The organism is Muricoccus harenae (genome assembly GCF_009848505.1).
GTDB classification, from domain to species: domain Bacteria; phylum Pseudomonadota; class Alphaproteobacteria; order Acetobacterales; family Acetobacteraceae; genus Roseomonas; species Roseomonas harenae.
Genome location: NZ_WWDL01000002.1, coordinates 31,961 through 57,413 on the forward strand (window position 1 = coordinate 31,961; position 25,453 = coordinate 57,413).

Consider the following 25,453-nt stretch of genomic DNA (forward strand, 5'->3'; position numbering starts at 1 on the left):
CGGCCGCAGCCCAGAATTCGGGCGCCGCGCCGCGCCGCGCTTGGCTTGCTGGGCGCAGTCGCGCTGCCCTCTGTCGCACGGGCGGCATTCCCGGATCACGACGTCCGGCTGCTGGTCGGTTTTTCCGCCGGCGGCGCAGTGGATCTGGTGGCGCGGCTGATCGCTGACTCGCTGCGCCCTGTCCTCGGGCAGAACGTCGTGGTGGAGAACCGTTCCGGGGCGTCCGGACTTATCGCGGCCGAGGCGGCCGCGAAATCAGCGCCTGATGGCCACACGCTCTATGTGGCGGCGATGAGTGCCGTTGCAGTGCTGCCGCAGCTCCCCGGACAGCCCATGCCGCTCAACATGGAGCGGGACCTGACGCCGGTGACCAATGTCGCGGGCGTGCTAAACGCCCTGGTGGTCTCGCCACGCGCGACTTTCCGGACGGTGCCGGAACTGATCGCCTGTGCGAGGGCCAATCCCGACAAGCTGACCTATGCCTCCACCGGCAATGGCACCAGCCAACACTTGGCAGGCGAGCTTTTCACCCGCCAAGCGGGCATCCGCATGATCCACGTGCCCTATCGCGGCGGATCCAACGCCATCGTGGATACCGCAGCCGGCCGCGTGGACATGATGTTCGGCAATTTCCCCGAGTTCATCGGCCAGATCCGCGACGGAGGGCTTCGACTTCTCGCCTTCGGCAGCCGGCAGGCCTCCCCGCTCTTTCCCGGCACGCCCCTGATCCGGGAAACCCTGCCTGAGTTCGAGGTGACTAGCTGGATCGGCCTGGCTGGCCCCGCGGGCTTGCCCGATGCCGCGGTCGCGGCCTGGAACGCGGCTCTTGCGCGCGCCACTGCGTCGCCCGAGTTCCAGCGGCGCATCACGGAGAACGGGATGGAGGTTCTGGGCCAGGAGCAGCCGACCTTCCGCGCCACCATCGCGGCCGACAGCAAGCGCTGGGGTGATGTGATCCGAAGCGCCGCCATCCGCGCCGAGTGAGACTGAAGGGCGGCCATGGCTGGAGCCTTGGTGAAGCCACTGCTCCTGGAAACCTCGCTTCGACCTGCGGGAGGCCTGGACCTGATCCGCTTGCGGCCGCGCTACTCGGGCCGCACGCCAGTGGCAGCGACAACGTCGCGCCATTTCTTCAGCTCCCCCGCCACATAGGCACCGAAGGCTTGCGGCGTTTCCTGCCCCGGCTTTGCGCCAAGCTCGCGGAAGCGCCTGACCACGGATTCCGAGCGAAGCGCGGCATTCAGTATGCCATTCACCTGCGTGACGATCTCGGGCGGCAGGTTCTTGGGGCCGAAGACGCCGAACCAGGCGGTCGCCTCGTAGCCGCGCACGGCCTCGCCCACCGTCGGCACCTGCGGCAGGATTTCGTCACGCCCCCGCGTCGTCACGGCGAGGGCCTTGATGCGGCCATCCTTGACATGCGGAAACGAAGTGGTCGTGGCGTCCACCATGACCGGGATGTGCCCCGCCAACAGGTCGTTCATCGCCGGGCCGCCGCCTCGATAGGGGACGTGGATCAGATTGGCGCCGGTCATCATCTTCAGCAGCTCGGCACTCATGTGCGTGGTGGTGCCGACGCCCGCCGTGCCATAGGTCAGCGGTCCCTTCCTGGCCTGTTCCAGCAGTCCGGCGATATCGTTCACGGGGAAGCTGGGATGGGCGACGAAGATGTTCGCCGTGGTGCAGGCCAGGGCCAGCGGCGTGAAGTCGTTGGCCGCGTCATAGCCGGGGTTCGGATAGAGGGCTGCGTGGATGCCGTTCGTGCCGCCCGAGCCAAAGAACCAGGTGTAGCCATCGGAGGCCGCGCGGGCCGCCGCGGCAGTGCCCACCGTGCCGCCACCACCGGTCAGGTTCTCGATCACAATGGTCCAGCCGGCCGTGGAGCGGATCTCCGCCGCCAGGATTCGAGCCAGCACGTCGGTGGGGCCACCGGCGGCGAAGGGGATGATCAGCCGGATGGGCCTGCCAGGATAGCTGCCCTGGGCCCATCCCCGCCCGGGGATGGATAGCAACGGCGCCACAAGCGTTCTGCGCAGCAGGCTACGACGCGGCATGGTCAGCATGATCGCTTCCTTCCCTTCGGGCACTTCAGCAATTCGCGCCGGCCTGGCCCTGGGCCTGCGCTTCGGGTCAGGCGGTGGTGCCGCCATCCACCGGCAGGGCGGCGCCGGTTATGAAGGAGGCTTCGTCCGAGAGCAGGAAGAGCGCGGCGTTGGCGATCTCCTCCGGACGTGCTGGGCGGCCCATCGGATTGACGGCGCCGCGCTTCTTCACCAGTTCCTCGACGTCCAGCCCTGCGGTGGCCGCCTGGTCGGGACGGGCGACGAAGACACGCAGCATCGGCGTGTCCACGCTGCCCGGGCAGATCGCGTTGCAGCGGATCCCCTCCGGCGCCAGCCTCTTCGCGAGTGCCCGCGTGAAGCCCACCACGCCGAACTTCATCGCCGAATAGACTGGGCTGAACACCGAGCCCTGCAGGCCCGAGGTGGAGGCGGTGAAAAGCAGGCTGCCGGCGCCCCGCGCGCGCAGATGCGGGATGGCCGCATCCGTCGTTGCCATCACCGTGCGCAGGTTGAGGTCGATGGCGAGGTCCAGGTCGTCCCGCTGCAGCCCCTCCACTACGGATGGGCCGGGATGGCCGACATGATTCCATACGAAATCCAGCCCGCCGAAGGCCTTCACCGTCTCGGACACGAGCCATCGGGAGAAGCCTTCATCCCGCAGGTCGCCGGGCAGGCCGAGGGCACGGCCACCCTCAGCCTCGATCTCCGCGACGGCCGAGGCCACGCCCTCGGCATCCCGGTCCACGATCGCCACCGCAGCACCTTCGCGCGCAAAGCGCAGCACACCCGCGCGCCCCATGCCGGAAGCGGCGGCCGTCACCAGCCCGACCTTTCCTTGAAGTCTCATTCTCTCTGTTTCTCTCCCTGGCGCTCTTACGGCACCACCTCGTGTCAGCCGCCGCTACGTATGCGTTCCAGCACCGGGCGCAGGAATTCGGCGAAATGCGCGTAGTTCTCGCTCATTGGGAAATGCCCGAGACGCGTCATGATTGACGCCTCGCTGCCGGGGATGGCCCGCGCCGTCTCGAGAGTGGCCTCGGGCGAGCAGGAGTAGTCGTATTCACCGGTCAGCAGCCACACGGGGCACTGCGCGGTGTCGATCATCGCCAGCCGGTCGCGCAGGTCGCCCTCGGCCTTGTAGAAATGCAGGTCTCCGCGGAAGACGCCTGGGCCGCCCTGCATATAGTGCCACAGCGTTTCCCAGCGTTCCGCTTCCGGGGATTGCGGCGCCATGAGGCCGGAGACGATGCCGGCGCAGACCTCGCCGCCATGTACATCAGGGCGGTGCGTCCATGTGGTGTCGTAATAGGGTTCCACATGGGCGGAAGATTGCAGCCCGATCACCCCACCCAGCTTCGCGCCATGCGCCGCCGCCAGCTCAAGCACCACGCGCCCGCCGATGGAGCAGCCCATCACCAGCGGTTTCTCCAATCCCAGCGCATCGGAGACGCCAAGGATCGCCTCCACATAGGCGGCGGTGGTGAGCTGGTATTCCTCTTTCCACCAGCCATCGGGCGGAGAGGACTTGCCGTGCCAGGGCAGGTCGAAGGTGATGCAGCGGAAATGCTTGGTCACGCTCTCGTCGTTCAGCAGCCCGCGCCACTGGCGCGTATCGGATCCGGCCGTGTGCAGGCAGAGCAAGGGGATGCCCTCTCCAGCCTCCTCTACGTAGACGCGATGCGGGGCGCCGCCGAGGGCTACGTGCAGGTAGCCGCCGCGGATCGGCTCCATCATGGCATGGCCTCCACAGGGGTCGCGCGCAGCGTGGCGAGCGCGGCCTTGAACCAAAGCAGATGGCTCATGAAGGGGTGCAGGTTCCCCTCGATCCGCAGCTTGCCGTGCCGCAGCAGGGCCAACAGGTCGTGGCGGCCCGGCGGCGGCTCCGGTTGGAGGAAATCACGCCAGGCTTCGGGATCGACACGCAACGCCAGCGTCCAGGACGGCATCAGGAACGGCCCGCGCCGCACCCATTCCACCGCGCCGTCATGCAGGCGCAGCAGCCATTCGTCCGGGCCAATCGCCAGCAGCACATCGGCCTCAAGAAAGCGGCCCCAGCGCCGAAGCACGGGATCGCCGTTCACCTTTGCGGGAAGCGCTTCCGGGGTCATGCCGGCACCAGCGCGCAGCCGCCGCCCTCCATCGGACGGAAGGCCTGCTCCGGCGGGATGGTGCGGACCGGTGCGTAATAGTCCCAGGGATGCTTGCTCTCATCCGGAGACTTCACGCGGAAGAGATACATGTCATGCACTTTTCTTCCATCGGCGCGCACGGTGCCGCGGCCGAACAGCGGGTCCTCCGTGCCGTTCGCCTTCATCCAGTTCACTGCCGCGAGGCCGCTGGCATTGTCTCCCAGGGCGGCCCGCGCCTTTAGGTAGTGCAGCACGGCGGAATAGCCGCCCGCATGGATCATGCCGGGTTTGAAGCCGTTCATCTGCGGCGCGAAGCGTGCGGAGAAGGCGCGGGTGCCCTCGTTCATATCCCAATAGAAGGCTTCGGTCAGCGCCAGTCCCTGTGCTGCCTGCAGGCCCAGCGCGTGAACATCGGTGATCTGGAACAGTAACCCGGCCAGTCGCGTGCCGCGCCGTGTGATCCCGAACTCGGCAGCCTGCTTCAGGCAAGTGACGGTGTCGCTGCCGGCATTCGCCAGGCCGATCACCTTCGCCCGGCTCGCCTGCGCCTGCACAAGATAGGAGGAGAAATCCGTCGTGCCCGGGAAGGGCGTGCGGACGCTACCGAGCACGCGGCCGCCGGCTTCCTTCACAAAGCCTGCCGTATCGTTCTCCAGCGCATGGCCGAAAGCGTAATCAGCGGTGATGAAGAACCAGGTATCGGCGCCATCCGCCACCAGGGCGCGTCCGGTACCGGCCGCAAGGGACCAGGTGTCATAAGTCCAGTGCACATGGTTCGGACCGCAATTCGCGCCTGTCAGTGCGGCCGTGGCTGGACCGGTGAAAAGAGCGACCTTGTCCTTTTCCTTTGTGAGCCCGCCTATGGCGAGAGCGACGGACGAGACAGGAACGTCCAGGATGGCGTCCACGCCCTGCCGATCCAGCCATTCGCGTGCGGTGGCGAGACCAATGTCGGGCTTGTTCTGGAAGTCGGCCTGGATGACCTCGACCCTGAAGCCAGGATTGGCAGCCATGAAGTCCTCGGCGGCTAACTTCGCGCCGACCACCGAGCCCATGCCCGTATTGCCAGCATAAGGGCCGGCCATGTCGGTCAGCACGCCGATGCGCACGGTCCGCACCGGCTGTGCGACCACGGTTGGCGCAGCGAGCGCCGAAACGGCGATGGCGCCGCCGCCAATCAGCAGGCCACGCCGGTTAGTATGGATGAGCATATTGGTTCTTCCCTCCCGTTTTCCGCGCCTTGTCAGGCCGGTGGCGCGCGTTTTACCGATCGGATCTCGCCGGAACCCTCTGCCCTGCGACATGGCACGGTTGTCCCCGGGCGCCGGTCACGTAATGTCTCCGGCCAGACGGATGACCGCATCCACGGCCATGACGCCGCGCCCCTCGTTCAGGACCATGAGCGGGTTGATTTCGCATTCCGCGACATCACCCCGCTCCGCCAGGCAGGAGACGGCAACGATGGCTGCGGCCAGCGCCTCCATGTCTCCGCGCGGTTTGCCACGGTACCCTTCCAGCGCGCGCAGGGCGCGCACTTCGGCGATCATCTCCCGCGCCGCGTCGTGACTGATTGGGGCGAGGCGGACGCTACGGTCACGGTAGATCTCGGTCATGACGCCGCCAGCGGCGAGCAGGATGATGGGGCCGACCTGGGGGTCACGGCGATAGCCGACCAGCACCTCTCCTAGCGACCGCGTCATCGCCTGCACGAGCACGCGGTCGGCACCGAGTGCCGGGCGATGCTTCGCGACGCTCGCGACGATCCGCGTTGCCGCTTCTCGCAGCGCCGCGTCGGATTCGACGCCCAGCGCCACGCCGCCCAGGTCCGTCTTGTGCAGGATGTCGCGGTGCAGAACCTTCACCGCGACAGGATAGGGAAAGGGCAGTCGTTCCTGTCCCGCCTGGGCCGCCGACAGCGCCACGCAGGGGGCATGCGGCACGCCAAGATCGGCGAGCAGCGCGTAAGCCTCTGCTTCGTCCAGCATCCGCTCGTCCCCGCAGGCCAGGACACGGTTGGAAACCGCGGCGCGCGGCTCGCGGCGAGCGAAGGCGGCGGCCACGGCATCGGCGCAGGCCTCAGGCGTGCGGAAGGCGGGGACACCGGCTGCGGCGAGCATGGCGAGGGCCTGCGGTGCCTCGGGCACGCAGAAGGCGGCCAGATGTGCGCCACTCGCGGCGGCCTCCACCACCGGCTGCACCGCCAGTTCCGGCTGAAAGCGCGCGGAGGATCCGGCCACCGCGATCACGAGGTCGAATTCCGGTGCCTGGAGCAGCGCATCGAGTGCCGGTCCCATGACCTCGGGACGCGTGCCGGCAAGCGTCAAATCCAGGATGCGGCCATGGCCGGGGTCGATCCCAGCTTCCGTCAGGCGCTGCCGCGTCGCCTCGCCCGGCGCTTCCACGGTAACACCGCGGATGCCCAGCTGGTCCACCACCATGGCCGCGCCGCCACCAGTTGTGGTGACCACGCCGATGACAGGCTTGCGCGCACTGCGCGGGCGGATGGGGAGGCGGTGCAGCAGGGCAGGGGCCTCGAACAGCCCTTCCAGCGTATCCACGCGCGCAATGCCGCAATCCCGCAGGAAGGCATCGGCCACGTCGTCTTCGCCAGCCAGTGCTCCCGTATGGGATACGGCCAGTTCCGCCGCCGCCTGCGAACGGCCGAGCTTGTAGGCAATGACAGGTTTGCCACGCACCGCGGCACCGGCCGCGAATTCACGTAGCGCGCCGGCACCGCGCAGCGTCTCGAGAAAGAGCAGATAGGAAGTCACCTGCGGATCATCGAGGGTGGAGGCGCAGATTGAGCCGACATCAAGGTCGACCTCCGCGCCAACCGAGACGAGTCCAGCGAAGCCAAGGCCGCGTTGCCGCCCGCGCGAGAGGATAGCGCCGATCATGCTGCCGCTCTGGGACGCGACGAAGACGCCGCCGCGCGGCAGGTCCGGCTCCGCGAAGGCGGCATTGGCCGTCAGCACCATGCGGTGGTGCAGGTTCGCCAGCCCGATGCTGTTGGGCCCCAGTAGCCGCGTGTCGCTGCCGCGAAGGGAATGCCGCAGTGCTGCCTCCCGCGCCACCCCATCAGGTCCGGCTTCTGAGAAGCCGCCTGCCAGCACGGTGACGGCCGGAATGCCGAGCTTCCCGCATTCCGCCACGGCCGCCATGGCGCCTTCGGTGGGCAGAAGGACGAAGGCATGGTCGGGCCGCTCAGGCAGGGCCGCTAGCGAGGGCCAAGCGCGCTCCCCCAGTACCGCCTCGCGCCGGGCGATCGGGTAGACAGTACCCTCATATCCACCGCCGCGCAGGAAGCGAAGCGGGCGCGACGCGGTCTTCGACAGATCGTCGGAGGCACCGATGATGGCGATGCTTCGCGGCGACAGCAGGGCGCTCGGCGCTGGGCGCATGGGGCTACTCCGCCGCCGGCGGTGCGGCACGCGGCGGGCGCTGGGGAAAGCGGCGGCCGAACACCTCCTCCGCCAGCCGGTTCTTCATCATCTCGATCGAGCCGCCCGCTATCATCCAGCCACGACAACGGCGCATGCAGTATTCCACCAGGGATTCCTCGGAGAAGCCGGTCCCGCCCATGATCTGGATCGCCTCGTTCGCTGCGTCGAAACCCGCTTGGTTACAGGCAAGCTTCGCGAGCGTCGTCTCATAGGCCGAGGGCAGCCCCCGATCGGCATTCACCGCCGCGCGATAAAGCAGCAGCTGCGCCGCCTCCAGCTTCAGCGTGATGTCGGCGAACTTCCACTGGAGCCCCTGGAATTCGTTCAGCGTGCGCCCGAACTGCTTACGCGTCGCCGCATGCTCCTTCGCTCGCTCGAAGGCATAGCGACCTACCGCGAGCGACCGCGCGGTGTTGCCCACCCGCTCGGCATTGAAGGCGGCGATCTGCTTTTTGAAGCCGCCCGGGCCGAGCAGAAGGTTCTCCTTCGGCACGCGGCATTCCTCGAAATACAGCGCGCTCCATTCCTCACCGTTCAGGAAGCGGGAGGGTTGACCGATGATGAAGCCGGGGGTGCCGCGCTCGATCAGAATGGAGCCGATCCCGTCGATGCCCGGCCCGAAACGGCAATAGATGAGATAGAGCGAGGCCTCGGCGCTATGCGTGCCAAAGACCTTTGAACCGTTGACAATGTAGTGGCCGCCATCAAGGCGCGCCGTCGTCTTCAGCTCCGTCGCGGCCGACCCAGCCTCTGGCTCGCTCATGCCGAGAGAGATCGCATTCTTGCCTGCCAGCAGATCTGGCAGCCAGCGCTCCTTCTGGTAGGGCGTGGCGTATTCGGCAAAGGTGCGGATGGGGCCGAAATTGCCGGCCTGAATCACATCGGCGCTGCGTGGGCAGACCAGCGCCACCTGCTCGATAGCGAGTACCGCATCCATCAGCGTGCCGCCCTGTCCGCCATCGGCCTCGGGGATGGTGATGCCGAGCAGACCCTGCGCTGCCGCCAACTGCGCCACATCATAAGGGAAGCCGGGCGTATGGGCGCGCTTCAACGCGCCGGCCGCCAAGTTCTCCTCGGCGAAGCGACGCACGGAGTCGGCAAAGATCCGCTGATCCTCGGTGAGGCTGAAATCCATCGACCCTGCGTTTCCTCATGCATTCTTCGGTGGAACGGGCGCAGTCTGCCTTGCTGCAATGGGCGCGGGGACCCGACCGCTCTTTATGCTAACACAAGTTTTTGTTATGCCTCTTCCTGATAACTCAAGGAGAAGCGCTGCTTGAACGCACCGGTGCCGCCGTTTAACCCACTGCACGTGTTCACCGTCGCCGCGCGGCTTGGCAGCTTCACCCGCGCCGCCGAGCTGCTGGGCGTGTCGCAGGCGGCGGTCAGCCGGCAGGTCGCGGTGCTCGAAGGCTATGTGGGGACGCGGCTTTTCCACCGTGAGCGTTACGGCGCCACGCTCACGCCGGAGGGGGAAGCGCTCCGCGACGAGGTCGGGCCGGCCTTCGAGCGTATCACGGCTGCGACAGAGCGGCTGCGCAAGGAATCTCGCACAGCGCCGCTGCGCCTGCGTGTCTACAGCACCTTCGCTGCAAAATGGCTCCTGCCACGGCTGCATCGCTTCGAGGCGGCCAATCCAGGCATCGCTGTGCGACTGAGCCACAGCGTCGCCCCGGTGGATTTCCGCCGTGAGCCGGTGGATCTCGCCATCCAGCTCGGGCGCGGCAGCACGCCCGGACTCGAGGTATTGCGGCTGATGCCGGACATCCTGCAGCCCGTCTGTAGTTCTCGCCTGTTGGAAGCAGGGCCGCCGCTGCGGACGCCTGATGACTTGCGGCGGCACCGCATGCTCGTCTCCCGGTACCGGCGCAATGATTGGTGCGACTGGCTGGCAGGAATCGGCCGGCTGGACCTGCTGCAGGAAGGCATGGAGTTCACCAGCTCCGTGCTTACCTACCAGGCGGCCATGGAGGGGCTGGGGGTTGCCATCGGTCAGATGCGGCTGATGGAGCATGACTTCCAGGAAGGGCGGCTTGTGCCGCTCTTCAACCTGCCGGTGGAACGGCCCGTGGGCTACCATGTGGTCTGGCCTACTGACCGACCGCCGGACCGCAAGGCGAGAGCTTTTCTGGACTGGTTGCAGGTGGAGGCGGCTGGTTAGGCGATGTCGACGAGGGTGGAGCCTGAATGCACCTGAGGCCGGAGAGACTCAGGCAACCCAGAACGTCCGGGATGCCGCGATCGAAGATTACAGCTCCTGTCAAGGACTGAGCCTCGCGATCGGACCGCATCTCCCATCCCAGCATCGATTCGGCAAAGGCAAGACGGTTCCCCCATGGCAGCGCATCGCCGCCAATGGCGACCTGATCTTGGATAATCGCTCTACCAGCTTCGGGCATGGTCTGGACGTCTTGCGCGCGCAAGACATCGATCAGCGTGCTTTTGCCGGAGCCGGGGCCTCCCGTGACGACGAAGAATCTGTCCAACTTGTACGGTCCTGCTGATCCCTGATCGGCCAGTTCGTCCGGCCTCGATGGCGGGCTGCTTACAGAGCCGCCGAGCGGCCAGTCTGAGAAGCAATGCATGAGGCAATTAGGCCAAGGCTATCGGTCTCTTGGCCGGCGGCTTATCAGGACTGCGCCGGATTCGAGGCGTCCCGGCCGGACGTAAATGGTGGCAACATGCATCTCATACCGAGCCGGGCGCCAGCAAGGTGCACCTGCGCAAGCCCGAAACCTGGCCAGCTGCAAGCGGAGTATTGCGTCTCGGTTGTAATCGATCCAGCTGATATTGCTTGACGCGTGTCCGAGAAGCGCAATGCGCGCAGAAGTTGTTAATATCGGTAAGCAAAGCTGCACAAATCAGAGTTGTGGTATATGAAGTCTGCCGTTTCGGACGCAGTTGTGCTAGCGGTCCGATCTGCGAATGCGCACCATGACTCCAGGTGGTGCGGACGGCGTCAGCCGGTAAGCTCACATCATGGAGACGCGCCAAGAGCAAAAGCCGAACCCCATCAGGGAAGCTGGACCCCGGGGCTCTAACGGCAACAGTGAAACGGCGCTTCCATTTGCACCACCCATCCACCCTGCTGGCATGCCCGCCGCTTCTTCCGGGGCGGCGCACTCCAACTCTCTCGGCTCTCTCTGTTGCTCTGTTCAATCTAACCGCTGTTGTGCAAACCGCGGGGCCGGTGGCCAAGCGCCATCTGCAGACAATGGCTGAAAACTCGCTCATGCCTGTCTGCGCATCGCTCCCTCACATGCTGGAGCAACTGTTCAGACTGGAAATGGTGCAGGGCGCCGGGCAGCATACCGCCGCATCCTGTGTGGAGGACGCTGTCATGTTCTACGTCTTCAGCGATCATTGGTCCTGCGGTAAAGCAGTTGGGGCCGGACGCGGATCGGAACACCATCGTATGGCCAAAAAACCCGCATCAGCAGCCTGTTTCGATGATCATGCGAGCTCAGGGCGTAATCCGTCCGCGGTTAGCCCCGGCGGCAACGGCAGAGATTGACGGGATGGCTAAGCCAGCCGATGTGCCGGACTTCCTTCCGCAACTTCGGAGGGCAGTAGGATGAAGCGCACTGGCGGCTTCGGCACATGAACGTGATTGCTATCAGCCTCCTCGTTACGGCTTGCGTTTTCGTCGGTGGACTCTTCGGGATGCAGCTCCATCGTTGGCTGCCTGAGCACCACTTGACCAAGGAGACGCAGGACGTGGTCCGGCTTGGAACCGGGACGGTGTCGGTGCTGGCGTCGCTCGTGTTCGGCCTGCTGATTGCGACGGCAAAATCCGCTTCTGAGACGACAGACCGGGAGATGCGCTCCTATGCCGCGGACCTGATTCTGCTGGACAGGACGCTACGCAGCTATGGTGAAGGCGCTGCCGCGCCGCGGGTGCTGCTGCGCCGTTCCACCGCGCGAACAATACAGGATATCTGGCCGACGCCCGGCGGCCACTTCGTGGGTCTGGACGATGTCACGGCCGGCAGGATGTTGGAGCAGGTGCAGGAGGCAATTCGGGCCATGGATCCGGTCGGCGCCGAGCAACGTTCGATCCGGGATCAAGCATTGCTGGCTGCCACGTCCCTGGTGCGGCAGCGGTGGATTCTTATTGAGCAGGCGGGGCCCAGCGTAAGGCCCGTCGTCCTCTTCGTGCTGGTTTCCTGGACAGTCGCGATATTCATCAGCTTCGGCCTGAATGCGCCGCGGAATACCACGGTCGCGGGAGCCTTCCTGATGTGCTCGTTTGCAATCGGCGGAGCAGTCTTCCTGATTCTGGAGATGGACAGCCCTTTCCAAGGCATGCTGCGCCTTGCCGCCCAGCCGATGCTCAAGGCGCTGGCGGAGATGGGCCCTTGATTGCCTGGGGCCGAGGCGCGGATTGGGCCAGGGCAGCGCCTATCCGGCTGGTGTAGGGCGCCCATCAAGCTCTTCGCTCGGGCCCGGTCGGCAGGAAATCTGCAGTCGCCCGATCGGCTGGGCTGGCTCGGCGTTCCGCGGTTCAGGCATGGCAGCTTTACTTTCTACAGGGAGGCGGATCAGCTCGCCTTTGCTCTCCGGTTCCGCCGAGGCCGCGCGACTGCCACGAGAGCCGAGGCCGGCTCGGTGCCGACGCGGCGAATGCGGTGCGGCAGGTGACCAGGGAACTGCGCGCAGTCGCCCGCCTCCAGCACAAAGCTGCGGTCGGCAAAGCGCAGCTCCACCGTGCCGTGCAGCACGAAGAACAGTTCTTCCCCGGCGTGCTCGGCATGCCCCTCGGTGCTGAACTCGGCGGCGGGGTGCAGCACGAAGGCCTCCAGCGCCGAGCCGTCCCGGCTCAGCGCCTCGATGCCATGTGCCGTCGCACCGGTGGGCGAAACGGAAAGGCGGTCCCTGGCGCGGGTAACGCGCACGGCGTGCTCCGCCAGGCGCTCGCCGAACAACTCCGCCACCGGCACGTCCAGTGCTTCCGACAGGCGAAGCACGGTGGCGATGGAGGGGTTCTTCTGGCCGCGCTCCAGCCGTGAGAGGTAGCCCTTGTCGAGACTGGTTATCTCCGCCAGCGCGTCCAGCGTCAGCTCGCAGGTCTGGCGCAGCGCTCGCAGCCGAGCACCCATTTCGAGGCTTCGCTCGGCAGCACGAGCAGGGTCGCGCGTGACAGGGGATTTCCGGGCCGTCGCGCTCATGCTTCGAGGACCAGCCGCTCTGAAGCACAGCCGGCAACGCAGGCCATGAGATGCGTTTGGCGCTCCTCGGGAGTGAGGACGCGGTCGCGGTGGATGGGCTCGCCCTCCAGCCAGCGCATCTTGCAGGCGCCGCAGATGCCGCCCTCGCAGGAAGCCTCCACCTTGGTGCCAAGGGCACGCAGCGCCGCCAGCATGCTGCCGCCGGCCGCGACGTCAGCCGCCGCGCCGCTGCCGGCGAGGACGAGGGTGTAGGGGCGCGCTGAGGGATCAGGCGCCAGGATGGGCGGCACGAAATGTTCCGCCCGTGCGGTGCCCGATGGCCAAGCGGCGGTGGCCTGCTCGAAGGCATCGATCATTGCGAGTGGGCCGCAGCAATAAGCCTGAAGCCCCGGCTGCCAGGGACCGAGCAGGGCATCGAGGGAAGGGCGGGGCGTCACAGCCGTGTCATGCGCGACGGCACGGCCAGAGGCAAGCCAGCGGGCGAGCTCGTCCGGGCAGGGCAGGGCGCCCCGGTGGAGCAGGTGCAGGGTCCAGCCGGCACCGGCCCTTTCCAGGACAGGCGCCATGGCGAGGAAGGGGGTGACACCGATGCCTCCCGCGATCATCACGTGCCGCGCGGCCCCCTTAGCCAGGGGAAAGGTGCAGCGGGGCATGGAGGCGGCGACTGGATCACCCTCGCGCAGCCCGTGCACCCAGGTGCTGCCGCCACGCGATTCCGCCTCCAGCTTCACCGCCACGGTCCAGGCATCCTGCACGGACGGGTCGCCGCAAAGGCTGTAGGCGCGCGGCCCCACCCCCGGCACATGCAGGTCCAGATGCGCACCAGGCCGCACGCGGGGCAGGGGCCAGCCATCCGGGTCGCGCAAGGTAAGGCGGCGGATGCCGGGCCCGGCAGGACGGGCCTCGGCGACGCGCAGCTCGATGTGGCGGGCCATGGAAGCCTAGAGGGGCCGGATGGCGTCGCCCACGCGCAGCGTGCCGCCCTCCAGGATCTTGCAGTTGAGGCCGGAGCGGTGGACCAGCGGGTCGAAGACGGGCTTGCCCAGAATTTCCTCAATATGGCGGCAGGGGATGGAGAGGCGCGTCGCTTCCACCAGGCAGTCGCCGAGGCGGAAGCGCTGCCCGACCAGATGGTTCAGCGGTACGCCGGTGGTGGTGACGTTGCGGCGGTGTTCCTCCGGGAGGATCTCCATCTTGTAGTCACGCAGGATGGCCTCCAGAACCTCCGCTTCGAACAGCGTCACCTGACGGCCCTCCTCGGGCTTCTCCGAATAGAATCCTGTCTCGGTACCGATGCGGTAGCGGTCGCCGACGATGCCCTCGCCCGCCACCAATTCGATCGCCGCTTGCGCCTGCATGGGCAGGAAGGCGCGAGGGGTAATGTGGAGGTGGGAGACCACGCCGTTCCAGCCGAGGGACGCAATCATTCGTTTCTGCTCCGGTTTTGGGCAACTTGTTGCCCCGCGGTCTTAGATCTGGCCGAAAGTCGGGCTTCCGGCAAGTGTATGCTCGGCTTACCCGCCGGAAACCCGGGCAACAAGCCTGGCATTGGGGTTGCAATACCTGTGCCCGGACCAGCCAGGAAACCACCCGATGCGTCGTCGCCACCTCATGGCCGCGGGCTCCGCGGCGCCCGTACTCATGCTGCCCGCGCTCTCCAGCCCGGCCCTGGCGCAGGCTGCACCGGAGATCCGCTGGCGGATGACCAGCTCCTTCACCAAGGTGCTCGATGTCACCTATTCCACTGGCGAGTACTTCGCGCGCCTCGTCTCCGAAATGACGGATGGGAAGTTCCGCATTACGCCCTTCGCCGCCGGCGAGCTCGTGCCAGGCCTGCAGGCGCTGGATGCCGTGCAGCAGAACAGCGTGGAACTGGCCCATACCGGAGGCTTGTTCTTTACGGGCAAGGATCCGGCCTTCGCATTCACCACCACCGTGCCCTTCATGCTGAACCCGCGGCAGCAGGCGGCCTGGATGTACCATGGCGGCGGCAACGAGATGATCAACCGGCTGCTTGCCCCCTACAATGTCTACGGCCTGCCGCTCGGGAACACAGGCAACCAGATGGGCGGATGGTTCCGCAGGGAGATCAGGAGCGTCGCGGAGCTCAACGGGCTGAAGTTCCGCGTGGCGGGGCTAGCAGGCAACGTCATGTCCAGGCTCGGTGTTGTGCCGCAGCAGATCGCGCCCGGTGACATCTATCCCGCGCTGGAGCGAGGAACGATCGACGGGGTGGAGTACATCGGCCCGTATGATGACTCGAAGCTCGGCTTCGACAAGGTCGCAAAGAACTACTACTTCCCTGGATGGGGCGAGGGGGGCGCAGTCTTCCACGCCTTTATTAACCTCGATCGCTATAACGAGCTGCCGAAGCCCTACAAAGCTGTGCTCGAAGCGGCATCCGGGGCCGCAACACAGTGGATGCTCGCGCAGTACGACTGGAAGAATGTCGAGGCTCTGTACAAGCTGGTCGCCAACGGGGTGCAACTCCGTGCCTTCCCGAACGACGTGCTCGACGCCTTCTTTCGCGCGACCCAAGAGGTCTTTGCCGAGATGTCGGCCCAGAGTCCGCGCTTTAAGGAACTGCTGGAAAGCCAGGTGGCCTTCCGCGACCGCTCCTATGGTTATCACCAGGTGGCGGACTACTCCTTTGACAGCATGATGCTGCGCATCCGGCGGGCCGGGCGGTGAGGCGGCGCGGGATTCTCGCCGCGGCGACTGTCGCCGCGGTGCCCTGGAAGCGCACGGTGGCGCAGGACTTCCCGTCCCGCCCGGTGCGGATGCTCGTGCCATTCGGAGCGGGCGGAATCAGCGACCTCGTGGCCCGACTGGTGGCCGAGGTGGCGGGCCCGATCCTTGGTCAGCCGATTGTCGTGGAGAACCGCACCGGCGCCGGCGGCAACATCGCGGCCGAGGCGGCAGCTCGGGCTCAGCCGGACGGGCACACCGTCCTGTTCTGTAGTATCGGAATGCGGGCGGCAGCCCACTGTGCCCAGAGCGCCACCGGGCTGACTGCAGAGTTGGCGCTCAAGGCTTCTGAGGCCGGGAACTAGCTCGGGGTCGGCGCGTTGTCCGGCAGCAAGCGCTCGCGCTTCAGGTCGCCCCAGAACTCGGATGGGATGGGCTGGCTCATCAGCGCCAGGTTTTCACGCACCCGCTGGGGATTCTTCGTTCCGGGTATCACTGATGCCACCACGGGATGCGCCGAGCAGAACTGTAGGGCTGCAGCACGAAGATCCACGTGGTGCCCCGCCGCAATTGCTGCGAGCCGGTCGCGTGCTGCGATTCGGTCAGGCGGCGCCACTTGGTACTCGAAGGTCTTGCCGCCAGCGATGAGGCCAGAGTTGTAGGGGCCTCCCACGACCACGTGCACGCCGCGCTCAGCACAGCGGGGGAAGAGCTCGTCGAGTGCCGGCTGATTCAGCAAGCTGTACCGACCTGCCAGCAAGAAGACGTCGGGGTCGGCGCGGTCCAGCGCCATCACGCAGGGCTCTACTCGGTTCACCCCCAATCCCCATGCGCGGATCACGCCTTCGTTCCGCAATTCCGTAAGGGCCACGGCGGCTCCCTTCATTGCGGTGTCAAATACCTCTAACCATTGGTCGCCATGCGCATCCTCGGCGCAGTCATGGATGTAGACGACGTCGATCCGCGCGATACCCAGTCGCTGCAAACTGTCCTCTATGGAGCGTCGCACGCCATCTGCCGTGTAGTCGTAATCGACGCGGAACGGCAGGCCAGCGACGAAGGGGCCGTGCTTGCCACCCTTGCTGGCATCGGCACGCAGCAGCCGCCCGACCTTGGTGGAAAGCACATAGCTATCCCGGGGCTTGTTGCGCAGCACCTGGCCGAAGCGATGCTCGGAGATGCCGGGGCCGTACTCCGGCGCCGTGTCGAAGTAGCGAATGCCGGCGTCCCAGGCAGCCTCGAGCGTGGCACTGGCCTGGGCATCTGAAACCTGTTCGAACATGTTGCCCAGGGGTGCCCCGCCGAAGCCGAGGGGACCAGGCGGGGCGAAATGCGTGCTGCTGGCCATGAAGGTGCCTCTTCGTCGTGTGTGCGTGAACGCTTGGCAGTGCCGCATGTTCCAACCGCCTCCGACTCGATCCTTCGGAGGTACGAACCGAACGCTTGCGATGGGCCATCCATGCTTCGGGCTTAATCTGCCCTCGCGCGTGCCGGCTACCAAGGGACCGATCGCTGCCCTATGGCGCCTCCGCTGGAAAGGTGAGGTGCCGGTTCCAGGGTCCGGTGCATTGGCCGGACGCGGCCGATGCGGTCGCTGGACCGGGACGAGCAAGGCCATTCTTCGATGACTGACCACTGGAGATTGCGGGAGGTGGAAGCGCCCGGTCGGAGGAAGTACGATGGCCGCCGCAGGATCGAACCCGGCGCGCCCTCGGGTTCAGCCCACTGGCGTGGGGGGCAGGCGCCACAACCGGCAAGACAGGATGAACCGCCGCATTCCTCCCCTGAACGCCGTCCGCGCCTTCGAGGCCGCAGGACGGCATGCCAGCCTGACCAAGGCCGCTGCCGAATTGGGCGTGACCCACGGCGCGGTCAGCCGGCAGGTGGCGCAGCTGGAAGCATGGCTCGGGACGCCGCTGTTCCTGCGACGACCCGCCCAACTGGTGCTGACCGAAACCGGCCGCGGCTATTTGGCCGAGATGACCGCGGCGTTGGACCGTATTGCGCTGGCATCGCTGCATGTGATTGACCAAGCAGCACCCAGCACACTGCATGTGAATGCGCCGCCCACCTTCGCGATGCGCTGGCTCATTCCGCGCATGTCAGGCTTCCAGCAACGCCACCAGGGCGTGGAGGTGCGCATGACCACCTCCCTCGCGCCGGTGGAATTCGGTGGAGGTTACGACATCGCCATCCGCGGTGCCCAGGCGCCGCTGGCTGCCGCTGTTTCCGAGCCTTTCATGACCGAAGTGATCGTTCCAGTTTGCCATGCCGACTTGGCGGAGGGAGGGCGGCTGCGTGAGCCGGGCGACCTCGCCGCTTGCACCCTCATATCCTATGGTACGGAGCCCTATTCCTGGGCGGAATGGCTGCAGGCGGCAGGAGCGCCCGAGTTGCGCCCAGCTGGCACGCTCCGATTCGAGCAGATGTATTTCGCGCTGCAGGCCGCGGCGGAGGGGTTGGGCGTGGTTCTTGTTCCTGTTTTCCTCACGATCGATGACATTATTGCGGGCCGGCTTTGCGCGCCCTTCGGTACCCTCGCTGCCCGCCAGCGGCGCTACTACGCCAATGCCGCCGCTCGGACGCCGCTCACCGGTGCCTTCATTGACTGGCTGGTGGGTGAGGGCCGGGACACGGAGCAGTCCATGGCACTCTCGGCTGCAGGGACGGTATAGGCGCCCGAGGCCAGCCGAGTGCGACGCCACAGCGCCGCGCGACAATGGTGCGGGGAGGCGCTCGGCTGTGCCGAGGATCTCCCCGCCGGAGTCAGCGTCCGTCGAGCTCGGTCTCGCCGGTCGGCGGACCAGTTCGCTCAGTGCGCTGCGCGCTTCATCGCGGCAGCGGTGTTGACCACGGAGTGCAGGCTGCGCGCATAGTCGGTCGCGGCCTGGTTGTCCATGCGTGGTGCCACGCGCAGATATTCCTTCAGGCCAAGAATCGCGGGGCGCGGGCGGCCCAGCAGCACCTTGCAGAAGCGCTCCGCCTCGTCCTGGAGGGACGGAGCGGGCACCACTTGGCTGACCAGCCCATAGGTGAGGGCACGCTGAGCATCGATGAACTCGGCCGAATAGGCCATCCAGAGGATGGCGTTCCGGTTCATGCGATCCGAGATCGCGGACATCACCATGGTCGGCATCACGTTGTGCTCGATCTCGGGGATGTTGAAGCGCGCGGTCTCGCTGGCGAAGGAGACGTCGCAAAGGGCGATGACGGCCGTGCCATAGCCCATCGCGCGGCCCGCGATAGCGGCGACGACAGGAATCTGCGCGTTGCGGATGGCCGTATAGCTTCCGAAGACGCCGTCATATTCCGGGCGGCGAGAATAGGCCTCGGACGAGGGCGGGCCCCCGGCTTCGCGCACTCGGCCGGTGCAGAAATCCGGCCCGGCGGCCGTGAGCAGAACGGCATCCGAAGTCTCATGCGCGCGGAGCAGGGTCTCGCTCATCCGCGAGGCCATGCCGTCGGAGACGCCGCCATCCTCCCGCCCCGAAGGTGATGCGCAGCAGGCGCCCATCCTGGACGATCGAGAGGGATTCAGTCATCAGCGGTGCTCTCCTTGCATGGCCGGCGACAATTCGCGTCGCATCGGCGCGGAACGAACGGGATCCGCCGCGGCAGCACGCAGAGTGCGCCAGATGGCGGGAGGCGTCATGGGCAGAGCGTCAATGGAGGCCCCCCGGACCGACAGCGCATCGTTGATGGCGCCGGCAATGGCAGCGGGGCCGCCGAGATAGCCCGCCTCGCCCGAACCCTTCTGCCCGAAACTGGTGAGGGGAGAGGGCGTGCAGTGATCTGCGATGGTGAGGGCGGGTACCTCATGCGCGCTAGGGATAAGGTAATCGACGAAGCTGCCCGAGAGAAACTGGCCGTCTTCGGAGAAGGCAAAGCGCTCCATCAGTGCCGCGTTGAGCCCATGCGCAACCCCGCCAAAGGTCATGCCGTGCACGACGTCCGGGCTGATCATCACGCCGCAGTCATGGCCGACCGCGTAGCGGTGCAGCGTCACCTTGCCGGTTTCCGGATCGACGCTCGCCAGAACGACATGGGACTCGAAGGAGTGGCAGGGATACATTTGTATGCGGCCATCCTCGGTCGGCAGCATGCCGCCGGTTGGCACCTCCCAGACGAACTTCTCCTGAAGGCCGGGCTCCATGCCCTTGGGCATCTGGTGGTACTTGCGGTGGGCAATCTCCACCAACGCGTCCCAGCGCAGGCGGCGTGAGGGGTCGTCCCGCAGGACGGCATCTCCACCGTCCCAGAGGATCGCCTCCTCAGGCACCTCCAGGTTATGGGCTGCGATGCGGATCATCTTGTCGCACAGCTTGCGCGCAGCACCTGCCGCAGCTCCGCCCAGCATGATGGCCATGCGGCTGCCGACGGGACTGTTGGAGGGAAGCGCGCCTAGCGAGTCCGCATGAATTACGCGGATGCTGTCCGGTTCGCGGTGCAGCACCTCGCCCACCACGGTCGATACCAGAGTCTCATGCGCCTGCCCGGAGGTGGAAGTGCCCATCAGCGCCGTCACTGCGCCGTTCAGGTCGACCCGCACGAGGCAGGAGTCCATCCAAGTCGTCGTGGTGTTCTTCGGATTGAAGAGCGGCTCGAAGGCGGAGTTGCCGCCAGAGGGTTCAAGGCAAATCGAGACGCCGATGCCAGCCAAAAGGCCCTTGGCACGCAGCGCGTCGCGCTCACGCAGCAACTCGTCGTAGGAGGCTGCCGTCAGGGCCTTGTCGAGTACCGCCTCGTAGTCGCCGGAATCATAGGTGGTACCGCTCGGAATGAGGTAAGGGAACTCGTCCCGTCCCATCAGATTCCGCCGCCGCAGCTCGACGCGATCCAGGCTCAGAAAGCGCGCGACGCGGTCCATTCCGCTTTCGAGTGCGTAGTTGGTGGGAGACTGGCCGAAACCGCGCACGGCTTCCTGCGGGGTCTTGTTGGTCATCACCGAGATCGCGTCGTATTCGACGCTGCGGATGCGGTAGGGACCGACGATTGCGCCCTCGGGCTTGCCGAGCTGCAGGGGGGAGCGGCCCGAATAGGCACCAATATCATCCACCGCGCGCATCCGCATGGAACGGACGATGCCATCAGCATCGAAGGCAAGGGTGACGTCGAAGATGCGGTCGGGGCCTTGCATGTCGCCGCCGCGCATGTTCTCCAGACGGTCCTCGAGGAAGCGGACCGGGCGGCCCAGCATCCGTGACAGGTAGCCGACGAGGATCGAGTGCTTCAGGCCGCGCTTGACGCCATAGCTGCCACCCACATCGACGTCGAAATGCACGCGCACGGCATTGCCCGGGAGGCGCAGGCAGCGCGCGAGCAGATCCGGATATTTCGGCATCTGGATGGAGGCCCAGACGTCGAGCAGCTGCGTCGAGTCATTCCAGTCGCAGGTGACGACAAAGGTCTCGATCGGAACCGGGGAGGAGCGGCCCCAGCGGACGCGATAGGAGAGCTGGTGGTCGGCCGCGGCGCAATCCTGCTCGACCGGTCCCCAGGTAAAGACCCGGCGGAAACTAACATTCGACCCGTGAGCAGGGTGCACGAGCGGTGCGCCCTCCTCCATGGCCTTTTCTGGGTCGACGATATGCGGCGTCGCCTCATACTTGTTGCCGCCCTACCTGCTTCCACCGGTGCCCGACATTCTTTGGCGCACGCTCGAAATCTTAACAACATGGGAAATGTTCGGGCAGGTGCTGACGACTGTGGCGCGGACACTCGGCGGGCTGGCCGGCGCCTTCGTGGTCGGTGCCATCCTCGCGGCGCTGATGGGACGCTCGGCGCTCGTGGCGCGGCTGCTGTCGCCGATGCTGACCTTTCTGCAGGGCATTCCTGCTTTGTCCTGGGTGGTCTTCGCAGTGATCTGGTTCCGTGGGGTGGAGACGCGGATCTTCTTCATCATGCTCTTCACCACCCTGCCGGCTTTCGCGTTCCAGCTGTTGGATTCCTACCGCTCGATCTCGAAGGATTTGGCGGAGATGGTGGTCTCCTTCCGACCGCGCCGCTGGCAGATGCTGCGCGTGCTGGTCTGGCCCGCGGTGCTCCCGGGCGTCCTGACCTCTTGGAAGGCCAATCTGGGTAATGCGTCGCGTGTGGTCGTCGTTGCCGAGCTGGTCGGTGCCACCGGAGGCGTGGGCTACGAGTTGCTGCAGCAGCAGCTGTTCGACATGGCGGGCGCCATGGCCTGGACGCTCCAGCTCGTGCTCTTCGTGCTGGTCGTGCAGTGGGTGATCAGCGCGATCGAGACCTTCTCCCTCCGCTACCGTGGCATGTCGGAGCGTTCGCTGTGACCGCAGGAAACGATGCGATGACGGCCGACAGACCCCTGGTCATGGACGGAGCAGCCCATGACGCCGCTTCCCTCCCGGTCGAGATCCGCTTCGACAAGGTCTCGAAGCACTTCCGGCGCCCGGACGGAGAGGGCACCTTCGTCGCGGTCGAGGATGTCAATCTCGACATCCACCAGGGCGAGCTGGTGGCGCTGCTGGGCAAGGCAGGCTGCGGCAAGTCCACCCTGTTCAACATGATTGCCGGCCTTCAGGCGCCCTCCAGCGGCGCAGTCCACGTGCAGCAGCACGACCCGTTCAAGGAGTTTGCGGCATTGCGGGGCCGCATTGCCATCGTGTTCCAGAACGACCGCCTGCTGCCCTGGCGCAGTGCGTTGGACAATGCTGCTTTCGGTCTGGAGATGATGGACGTGCCGCTGGCTCGGCGGCACGAGGCCGCGCGGCACTGGCTGGCACGGCTTGGGCTGCAAGGGCATGAAAACGACTACCCGCACGCCCTCTCCGGCGGCATGCGGCAGCGCGTGGCTATTGCCCGTGCCTTTGCCACCGATGCGCCGATCATGCTTTGCGACGAACCTCTCTCGGCCCTCGATGAGATCACGGCGGCGCGGCTGCGGCTCGAATTTGCTGAACTCTTGCGGGAGGCTGGCCGGACCGCCGCGTTCATCACGCATTCGATTGGCGAGGCCCTGGATATCGGCACGCGCGTCGTCGTGCTGCAGCGTCCGGCACGCATCGCCTACGACGTCCGCCTGGGCGCGACGCCTGCGGAGGCCGAGCGGACCGAGGTGCGTCGCCGCATCATGGATGTTCTGACGATGTAGGCGGAATGGACTCCAGCCATCGTTTCCGCATTCCAGAGAGATTCCATGTTTCGGCGCCTTCGCGATCTTGATGTGCATGTACAGATTGCCGGACCCCAGGAGGCCGAGCTTCTGCTCTTTCTGCACTCGCTCGACACCAACTTGCATGTCCGGGACGCGCAGGCGGAATCCCTGTCCGCACATTTCCGAGTGGTGCGTCCCGACCTGCGTGGGCACGGCCTGACGTCCGTGCCAGCGGGGCCGTACAGCATTGATGAGATGGCGCGCGACGCGCTCGCCCTGCTGGACGAGCTGGGCGTCAGCCAAGCTCATGTGGCGGGCCTGTCAATCGGCGGCCTCATTGCTCAGTCCTTGGCGGTGCAGGCCCCTGCGCGCGTGTCGAGCCTGATCCTGTGCGATACTGCGATGGTTATTCCCCCAGCAGAGCTCTGGCATCAGCGCGCCGCCATTGCGCGGCGCGAAGGGCTCGAGAGCCTTGTGGAAGCCGTACTGTCGCGCTGGGTGACGGCTTCCTTCCAGGGAACGCCAGAGGCTGCGGGATTACGGGCGATGTTGCACAGGACCGCACCGGATGGATATGCCGGGGCAGCAGAAGCCATCGCGGCCGCAGACCTCACGCAGTCCACGTCTGGCCTATCAGTTCCGACACTGATTCTCGTCGGGGACCAGGATCTTGCCACGCCGGTGGCTGCGGCCGAGGCCATGCGCGATGCCATCCCGGGAGCTCAGCTGAAGCAGCTATCCGGTCTGGCGCATATCCCCACGATTGAGGGGCTGGAGGCAGTGACAGAGGCAATGCGGCGCTTCTTGCTCCATAGGCTTTAGGATCTGTGACTGGACTGGGCGATGCGTAGGTTGATCATCGTGGCGGCGAGGTGGGCGAAGCCCATCCAGCTGCGGCGCGTCTTGGCACGCCAAGGGCGATGCGATCCCAGTCTTTGACGCTGGAGAACAGGTTCTCGGCACGGTGACATCGGGCGTACAGCTTGGGATCTTGGGGAGGCGGATCGACCATGCCTCGCTTGGGCGTCGTCCAGGCTCATCCCGGTCATGACTGGTCCACCCTGAAAGCCCCAAGGATTTCCAAGGTGGCGCGCCCAAAGACTGTATCTGCGCCCAAAGGGCCAATCAGTCAGCGCAATTACAGACCCTAAGGGAAACTTCTTGGTAGAATTTTCCGATGAGCGAAACGCGCAGTGTTGCCTTGGCGAAGTCCCTCATTGCGCAGGAAGGCGCATGGGATTGAACAACAACGGCGGAAGAGAGAATCGGCGGAAATGATCGGTGCGGTGCATCGCTGCGGCTGGGCGGAGGGTAATCCGCTGATGAGCGCCTACCATGACACCGAATGGGGTATGCCCGTCCATGATCCGCGCATGCTCTAGGAAACCTTGATGCTGGAGAGCTTTCAGGCAGGGCTGGCCTGGATCACCGTGCTGCGCAAACGCGACGCCTTCCGGCAGGGCTTCGCCGGCTTTGATCCGTTCGTGGTTGCAGACTTTGGAGAGGAGGACATCCTGCGCCTGCTCGACAACCCTGGGATCATCCGCTCGCGCGCCAAGATCGAGGCGACCATCGAGGGGGCGCAAATCTACTGCGGCATGGCCGAACGCGGGGAAGACTTCGGCACCTTCACCTGGTCCTTCACCGGCGGCAAGGTGTTGATGGGGGACGGCGAGAGTCGGGTCACGACGCCGCCGCTTTCGGAGAAGATATCGAAGGAGTTGAAGCGACGCGGCTTCAAATTCGTCGGGCCGTCGATCACCTATGCCTGGATGCAAGCCGTAGGAATCGTGAACGACCATGCGTCGGATTGCTTCCGCCGCCGAGAGGTCACGCGCGCCCATTCGCTTGCTGGTTGATCTGCGGCATCGGGCTTTGAGCGAGTGGCTCAGGAACTGGCGGAGCCCAGGGCTTCACGCAACCAGGCTACTCCCGCATCCGCCAAGGCTGCTTCCGGGATGACGGCTCGGATCTGAAACCGGGGCAACTCCAGAGGCGCCTCCCTCACGACCACCCCGGATGGTGGTGCAAACGCCAGCGCAAAGCTCCGCGGCACCGCGGCGAGCAGATCTGTCGTCGCGATGAGCGCTATGGCCATGAAGAAGCTTGGCACCGTCAGTGCCACACGTCGTGCCAGCCCAAGACGGGTGAGCGCATCATCCACGAAGCCATGAGCATCGCCAGAGAGGGACACGACCATGTGGCCGGCGGCGCAATAGTGCTCCAGGCTCGGTGTTCGGGCGAGGGGGTGCCCTGACCGCGTGACGATGACGAAATCGTCCTCTTGGAGGGTCTTGGCATCGCAGCGTGCGGGAATCGCGTTAAAGGGACCGATGGCGATATCCATGGCGCCAGATTCCAGATTTGCGAAGACCGGCTCCCAGGCCAGCTCAGTCGGCCTGCCGCCTTCGGGCGGCAGGAGTTGGCGTAGGCGGATATCAATCCGCAGAGCGCTCTGCCGGAGCCTGGCAAGGAGAGGTGGCAGGAACACGGCCAGCACCCCATCGGGAGCGCCGATGGTGAAATGTCGGGTGGAGGTTGCCGGATCGAAGGGTGCCGCGGTGGCGATGACGTTTCTGATCTCGGACAGCACCATACCGATCGGCCCGGCGAGTTCGATTGCCCGCGCGGTCGGCACCACGCCCTTGGGGGTCCTCAGAAAAACGGGATCGTTCAGCAGGCGTCGCAGCCGTCCTAGCCCATGGCTGACAGCGGAGGCTGAGAGATTCAGGCGGCTGGCTGCGCGCCCAACATGCCGCTCCCGCATCACCGCCTCGAAGAGGACGAGGAGGTTCAGGTCGGCGCGGGAGAGGTCAATTTCCTTCAGCATGTTGCTGAATTCGTATCA

At 65.9% G+C, this 25,453-nt stretch carries 25 protein-coding genes and 1 pseudogene; 10 read left to right on the forward strand and 16 right to left on the reverse strand.

Annotation, left to right across the window (positions count from 1 at the left end):
• The first annotated feature begins 45 nt into the window (after window positions 1-45).
• On the forward strand, window positions 46-984 hold the full coding sequence (locus GSE44_RS02330) for a Bug family tripartite tricarboxylate transporter substrate binding protein (protein WP_159346940.1): 939 nt from the start codon (window positions 46-48) through the stop codon (window positions 982-984).
• Window positions 985-1,085: 101 nt separating this feature from the next.
• On the opposite strand, the gene GSE44_RS02335 is transcribed toward GSE44_RS02330, so the two are convergent.
• From GSE44_RS02335 to GSE44_RS02365, 7 genes are all read right to left on the reverse strand, one after another.
• On the reverse strand, window positions 1,086-2,063 hold the full coding sequence (locus tag GSE44_RS02335) for a Bug family tripartite tricarboxylate transporter substrate binding protein (protein WP_159346942.1): 978 nt from the start codon (window positions 2,061-2,063) through the stop codon (window positions 1,086-1,088).
• A gap of 67 nt (window positions 2,064-2,130) precedes the next feature.
• Window positions 2,131-2,910, reverse strand: coding sequence for an SDR family NAD(P)-dependent oxidoreductase (locus tag GSE44_RS02340; protein WP_159346944.1), 780 nt, complete (start codon window positions 2,908-2,910; stop codon window positions 2,131-2,133).
• 44 nt (window positions 2,911-2,954) lie between these two features.
• Window positions 2,955-3,797 carry an alpha/beta fold hydrolase gene (locus tag GSE44_RS02345; protein WP_159346946.1) on the reverse strand — a complete coding sequence of 281 codons (843 nt, stop codon included), beginning with the start codon at window positions 3,795-3,797 and terminating at the stop codon, window positions 2,955-2,957.
• Window positions 3,794-4,171, reverse strand: a complete 378-nt coding sequence (locus tag GSE44_RS02350) for a hypothetical protein (RefSeq protein ID WP_159346948.1) — start codon at window positions 4,169-4,171, stop codon at window positions 3,794-3,796. The genes GSE44_RS02345 and GSE44_RS02350 overlap by 4 nt, the downstream gene beginning before the upstream one ends.
• A complete protein-coding gene (locus tag GSE44_RS02355) occupies window positions 4,168-5,403 on the reverse strand; it encodes an ABC transporter substrate-binding protein (RefSeq protein WP_159346950.1) in 1,236 nt (411 codons plus the stop codon). The genes GSE44_RS02350 and GSE44_RS02355 overlap by 4 nt, the downstream gene beginning before the upstream one ends.
• Before the next feature lie 117 nt (window positions 5,404-5,520).
• Window positions 5,521-7,593 carry an acetate--CoA ligase family protein gene (locus tag GSE44_RS02360; RefSeq protein ID WP_159346952.1) on the reverse strand — a complete coding sequence of 691 codons (2,073 nt, stop codon included), beginning with the start codon at window positions 7,591-7,593 and terminating at the stop codon, window positions 5,521-5,523.
• A 4-nt stretch (window positions 7,594-7,597) separates the two neighbouring features.
• Window positions 7,598-8,770 (reverse strand): acyl-CoA dehydrogenase family protein, encoded by a 1,173-nt coding sequence (locus GSE44_RS02365; protein ID WP_159346954.1) that lies wholly within the window; start codon window positions 8,768-8,770, stop codon window positions 7,598-7,600.
• A gap of 141 nt (window positions 8,771-8,911) precedes the next feature.
• On the opposite strand from GSE44_RS02365, the gene GSE44_RS02370 reads away from it, so the two are divergent.
• Window positions 8,912-9,796, forward strand: coding sequence for a LysR substrate-binding domain-containing protein (locus tag GSE44_RS02370; protein WP_159346956.1), 885 nt, complete (start codon window positions 8,912-8,914; stop codon window positions 9,794-9,796).
• On the opposite strand, the gene GSE44_RS02375 is transcribed toward GSE44_RS02370, so the two are convergent.
• Entirely contained in the window at window positions 9,726-10,220 is a 495-nt protein-coding gene (locus GSE44_RS02375) for an AAA family ATPase (RefSeq protein ID WP_159346958.1), read from the reverse strand. The two genes, GSE44_RS02370 and GSE44_RS02375, sit on opposite strands and share 71 nt — an antisense overlap.
• Window positions 10,221-11,235: 1,015 nt before the next feature.
• On the opposite strand from GSE44_RS02375, the gene GSE44_RS02380 reads away from it, so the two are divergent.
• Complete coding sequence (locus GSE44_RS02380) at window positions 11,236-11,997, forward strand: bestrophin-like domain (protein WP_457852152.1); 762 nt, start codon at window positions 11,236-11,238, stop codon at window positions 11,995-11,997.
• 179 nt (window positions 11,998-12,176) lie between these two features.
• Here GSE44_RS02380 and GSE44_RS02385 read toward each other — a convergent pair whose 3' ends face one another.
• The 3 genes from GSE44_RS02385 to GSE44_RS02395 are packed head-to-tail and all read right to left on the reverse strand — an operon-like array spanning window position 12,177 to window position 14,230.
• Window positions 12,177-12,803, reverse strand: coding sequence for a helix-turn-helix domain-containing protein (locus tag GSE44_RS02385; RefSeq protein WP_159346962.1), 627 nt, complete (start codon window positions 12,801-12,803; stop codon window positions 12,177-12,179).
• Window positions 12,800-13,738, reverse strand: a complete 939-nt coding sequence (locus tag GSE44_RS02390) for a PDR/VanB family oxidoreductase (RefSeq protein WP_159346964.1) — start codon at window positions 13,736-13,738, stop codon at window positions 12,800-12,802. The genes GSE44_RS02385 and GSE44_RS02390 overlap by 4 nt, the downstream gene beginning before the upstream one ends.
• A 6-nt stretch (window positions 13,739-13,744) precedes the next feature.
• Window positions 13,745-14,230, reverse strand: a complete 486-nt coding sequence (locus tag GSE44_RS02395; RefSeq protein WP_159346966.1) for an MOSC domain-containing protein — start codon at window positions 14,228-14,230, stop codon at window positions 13,745-13,747.
• Between the two features lie 166 nt (window positions 14,231-14,396).
• On the opposite strand from GSE44_RS02395, the gene GSE44_RS02400 reads away from it, so the two are divergent.
• Both GSE44_RS02400 and GSE44_RS02405 read left to right on the forward strand, forming a co-directional pair.
• A complete protein-coding gene (locus GSE44_RS02400) occupies window positions 14,397-15,494 on the forward strand; it encodes a TRAP transporter substrate-binding protein (RefSeq protein ID WP_159346968.1) in 1,098 nt (365 codons plus the stop codon).
• The gene (locus tag GSE44_RS02405) at window positions 15,491-15,856 is read left to right on the forward strand and encodes a Bug family tripartite tricarboxylate transporter substrate binding protein (protein WP_235924513.1); all 366 of its coding nucleotides are present in this window, start codon (window positions 15,491-15,493) and stop codon (window positions 15,854-15,856) included. Before GSE44_RS02400 ends, GSE44_RS02405 begins: the two co-directional genes overlap by 4 nt.
• Here the strand turns inward: GSE44_RS02405 and GSE44_RS02410 are convergent.
• Window positions 15,853-16,839, reverse strand: coding sequence for an aldo/keto reductase (locus tag GSE44_RS02410; protein WP_159346970.1), 987 nt, complete (start codon window positions 16,837-16,839; stop codon window positions 15,853-15,855). The genes GSE44_RS02405 and GSE44_RS02410 overlap by 4 nt on opposite strands.
• A 415-nt stretch (window positions 16,840-17,254) precedes the next feature.
• Here GSE44_RS02410 and GSE44_RS02415 point away from each other — a divergent pair, with 415 nt between their 5' ends.
• Window positions 17,255-18,166 (forward strand): LysR substrate-binding domain-containing protein, encoded by a 912-nt coding sequence (locus GSE44_RS02415; protein ID WP_159346971.1) that lies wholly within the window; start codon window positions 17,255-17,257, stop codon window positions 18,164-18,166.
• Window positions 18,167-18,303: 137 nt separating this feature from the next.
• Here GSE44_RS02415 and GSE44_RS02420 read toward each other — a convergent pair whose 3' ends face one another.
• Genes GSE44_RS02420 through GSE44_RS02425 form a run of 3 tightly spaced genes read right to left on the reverse strand, consistent with a single transcriptional unit; the run spans window position 18,304 to window position 21,057 of the window.
• The gene (locus GSE44_RS02420; RefSeq protein WP_159346973.1) at window positions 18,304-18,936 is read right to left on the reverse strand and encodes an enoyl-CoA hydratase/isomerase family protein; all 633 of its coding nucleotides are present in this window, start codon (window positions 18,934-18,936) and stop codon (window positions 18,304-18,306) included.
• Window positions 18,908-19,033, reverse strand: a complete 126-nt coding sequence (locus GSE44_RS26130) for a hypothetical protein (RefSeq protein ID WP_268893616.1) — start codon at window positions 19,031-19,033, stop codon at window positions 18,908-18,910. Before GSE44_RS26130 ends, GSE44_RS02420 begins: the two co-directional genes overlap by 29 nt.
• Window positions 19,033-21,057 (reverse strand): xanthine dehydrogenase family protein molybdopterin-binding subunit, encoded by a 2,025-nt coding sequence (locus GSE44_RS02425; protein WP_159346976.1) that lies wholly within the window; start codon window positions 21,055-21,057, stop codon window positions 19,033-19,035. The genes GSE44_RS26130 and GSE44_RS02425 overlap by 1 nt, the downstream gene beginning before the upstream one ends.
• Before the next feature lie 67 nt (window positions 21,058-21,124).
• Between GSE44_RS02425 and GSE44_RS02430 the strand changes: the two genes are divergently transcribed.
• From GSE44_RS02430 to GSE44_RS02445, 4 genes and pseudogenes are all read left to right on the forward strand, one after another.
• The gene (locus GSE44_RS02430) at window positions 21,125-21,781 is read left to right on the forward strand and encodes an ABC transporter permease (RefSeq protein ID WP_159346978.1); all 657 of its coding nucleotides are present in this window, start codon (window positions 21,125-21,127) and stop codon (window positions 21,779-21,781) included.
• Window positions 21,782-21,798: 17 nt separating this feature from the next.
• Entirely contained in the window at window positions 21,799-22,602 is an 804-nt protein-coding gene (locus GSE44_RS02435) for an ABC transporter ATP-binding protein (RefSeq protein WP_159346979.1), read from the forward strand.
• Between the two features lie 45 nt (window positions 22,603-22,647).
• Window positions 22,648-23,427 (forward strand): 3-oxoadipate enol-lactonase, encoded by a 780-nt coding sequence (gene pcaD, locus GSE44_RS02440; protein WP_159346981.1) that lies wholly within the window; start codon window positions 22,648-22,650, stop codon window positions 23,425-23,427.
• Window positions 23,428-23,927: 500 nt separating this feature from the next.
• Window positions 23,928-24,464, forward strand: a pseudogene (locus GSE44_RS02445) (DNA-3-methyladenine glycosylase I).
• Between the two features lie 29 nt (window positions 24,465-24,493).
• Here the strand turns inward: GSE44_RS02445 and GSE44_RS02450 are convergent.
• A complete protein-coding gene (locus GSE44_RS02450; protein ID WP_159346983.1) occupies window positions 24,494-25,435 on the reverse strand; it encodes a LysR family transcriptional regulator in 942 nt (313 codons plus the stop codon).
• Window positions 25,436-25,453: the final 18 nt, after the last annotated feature.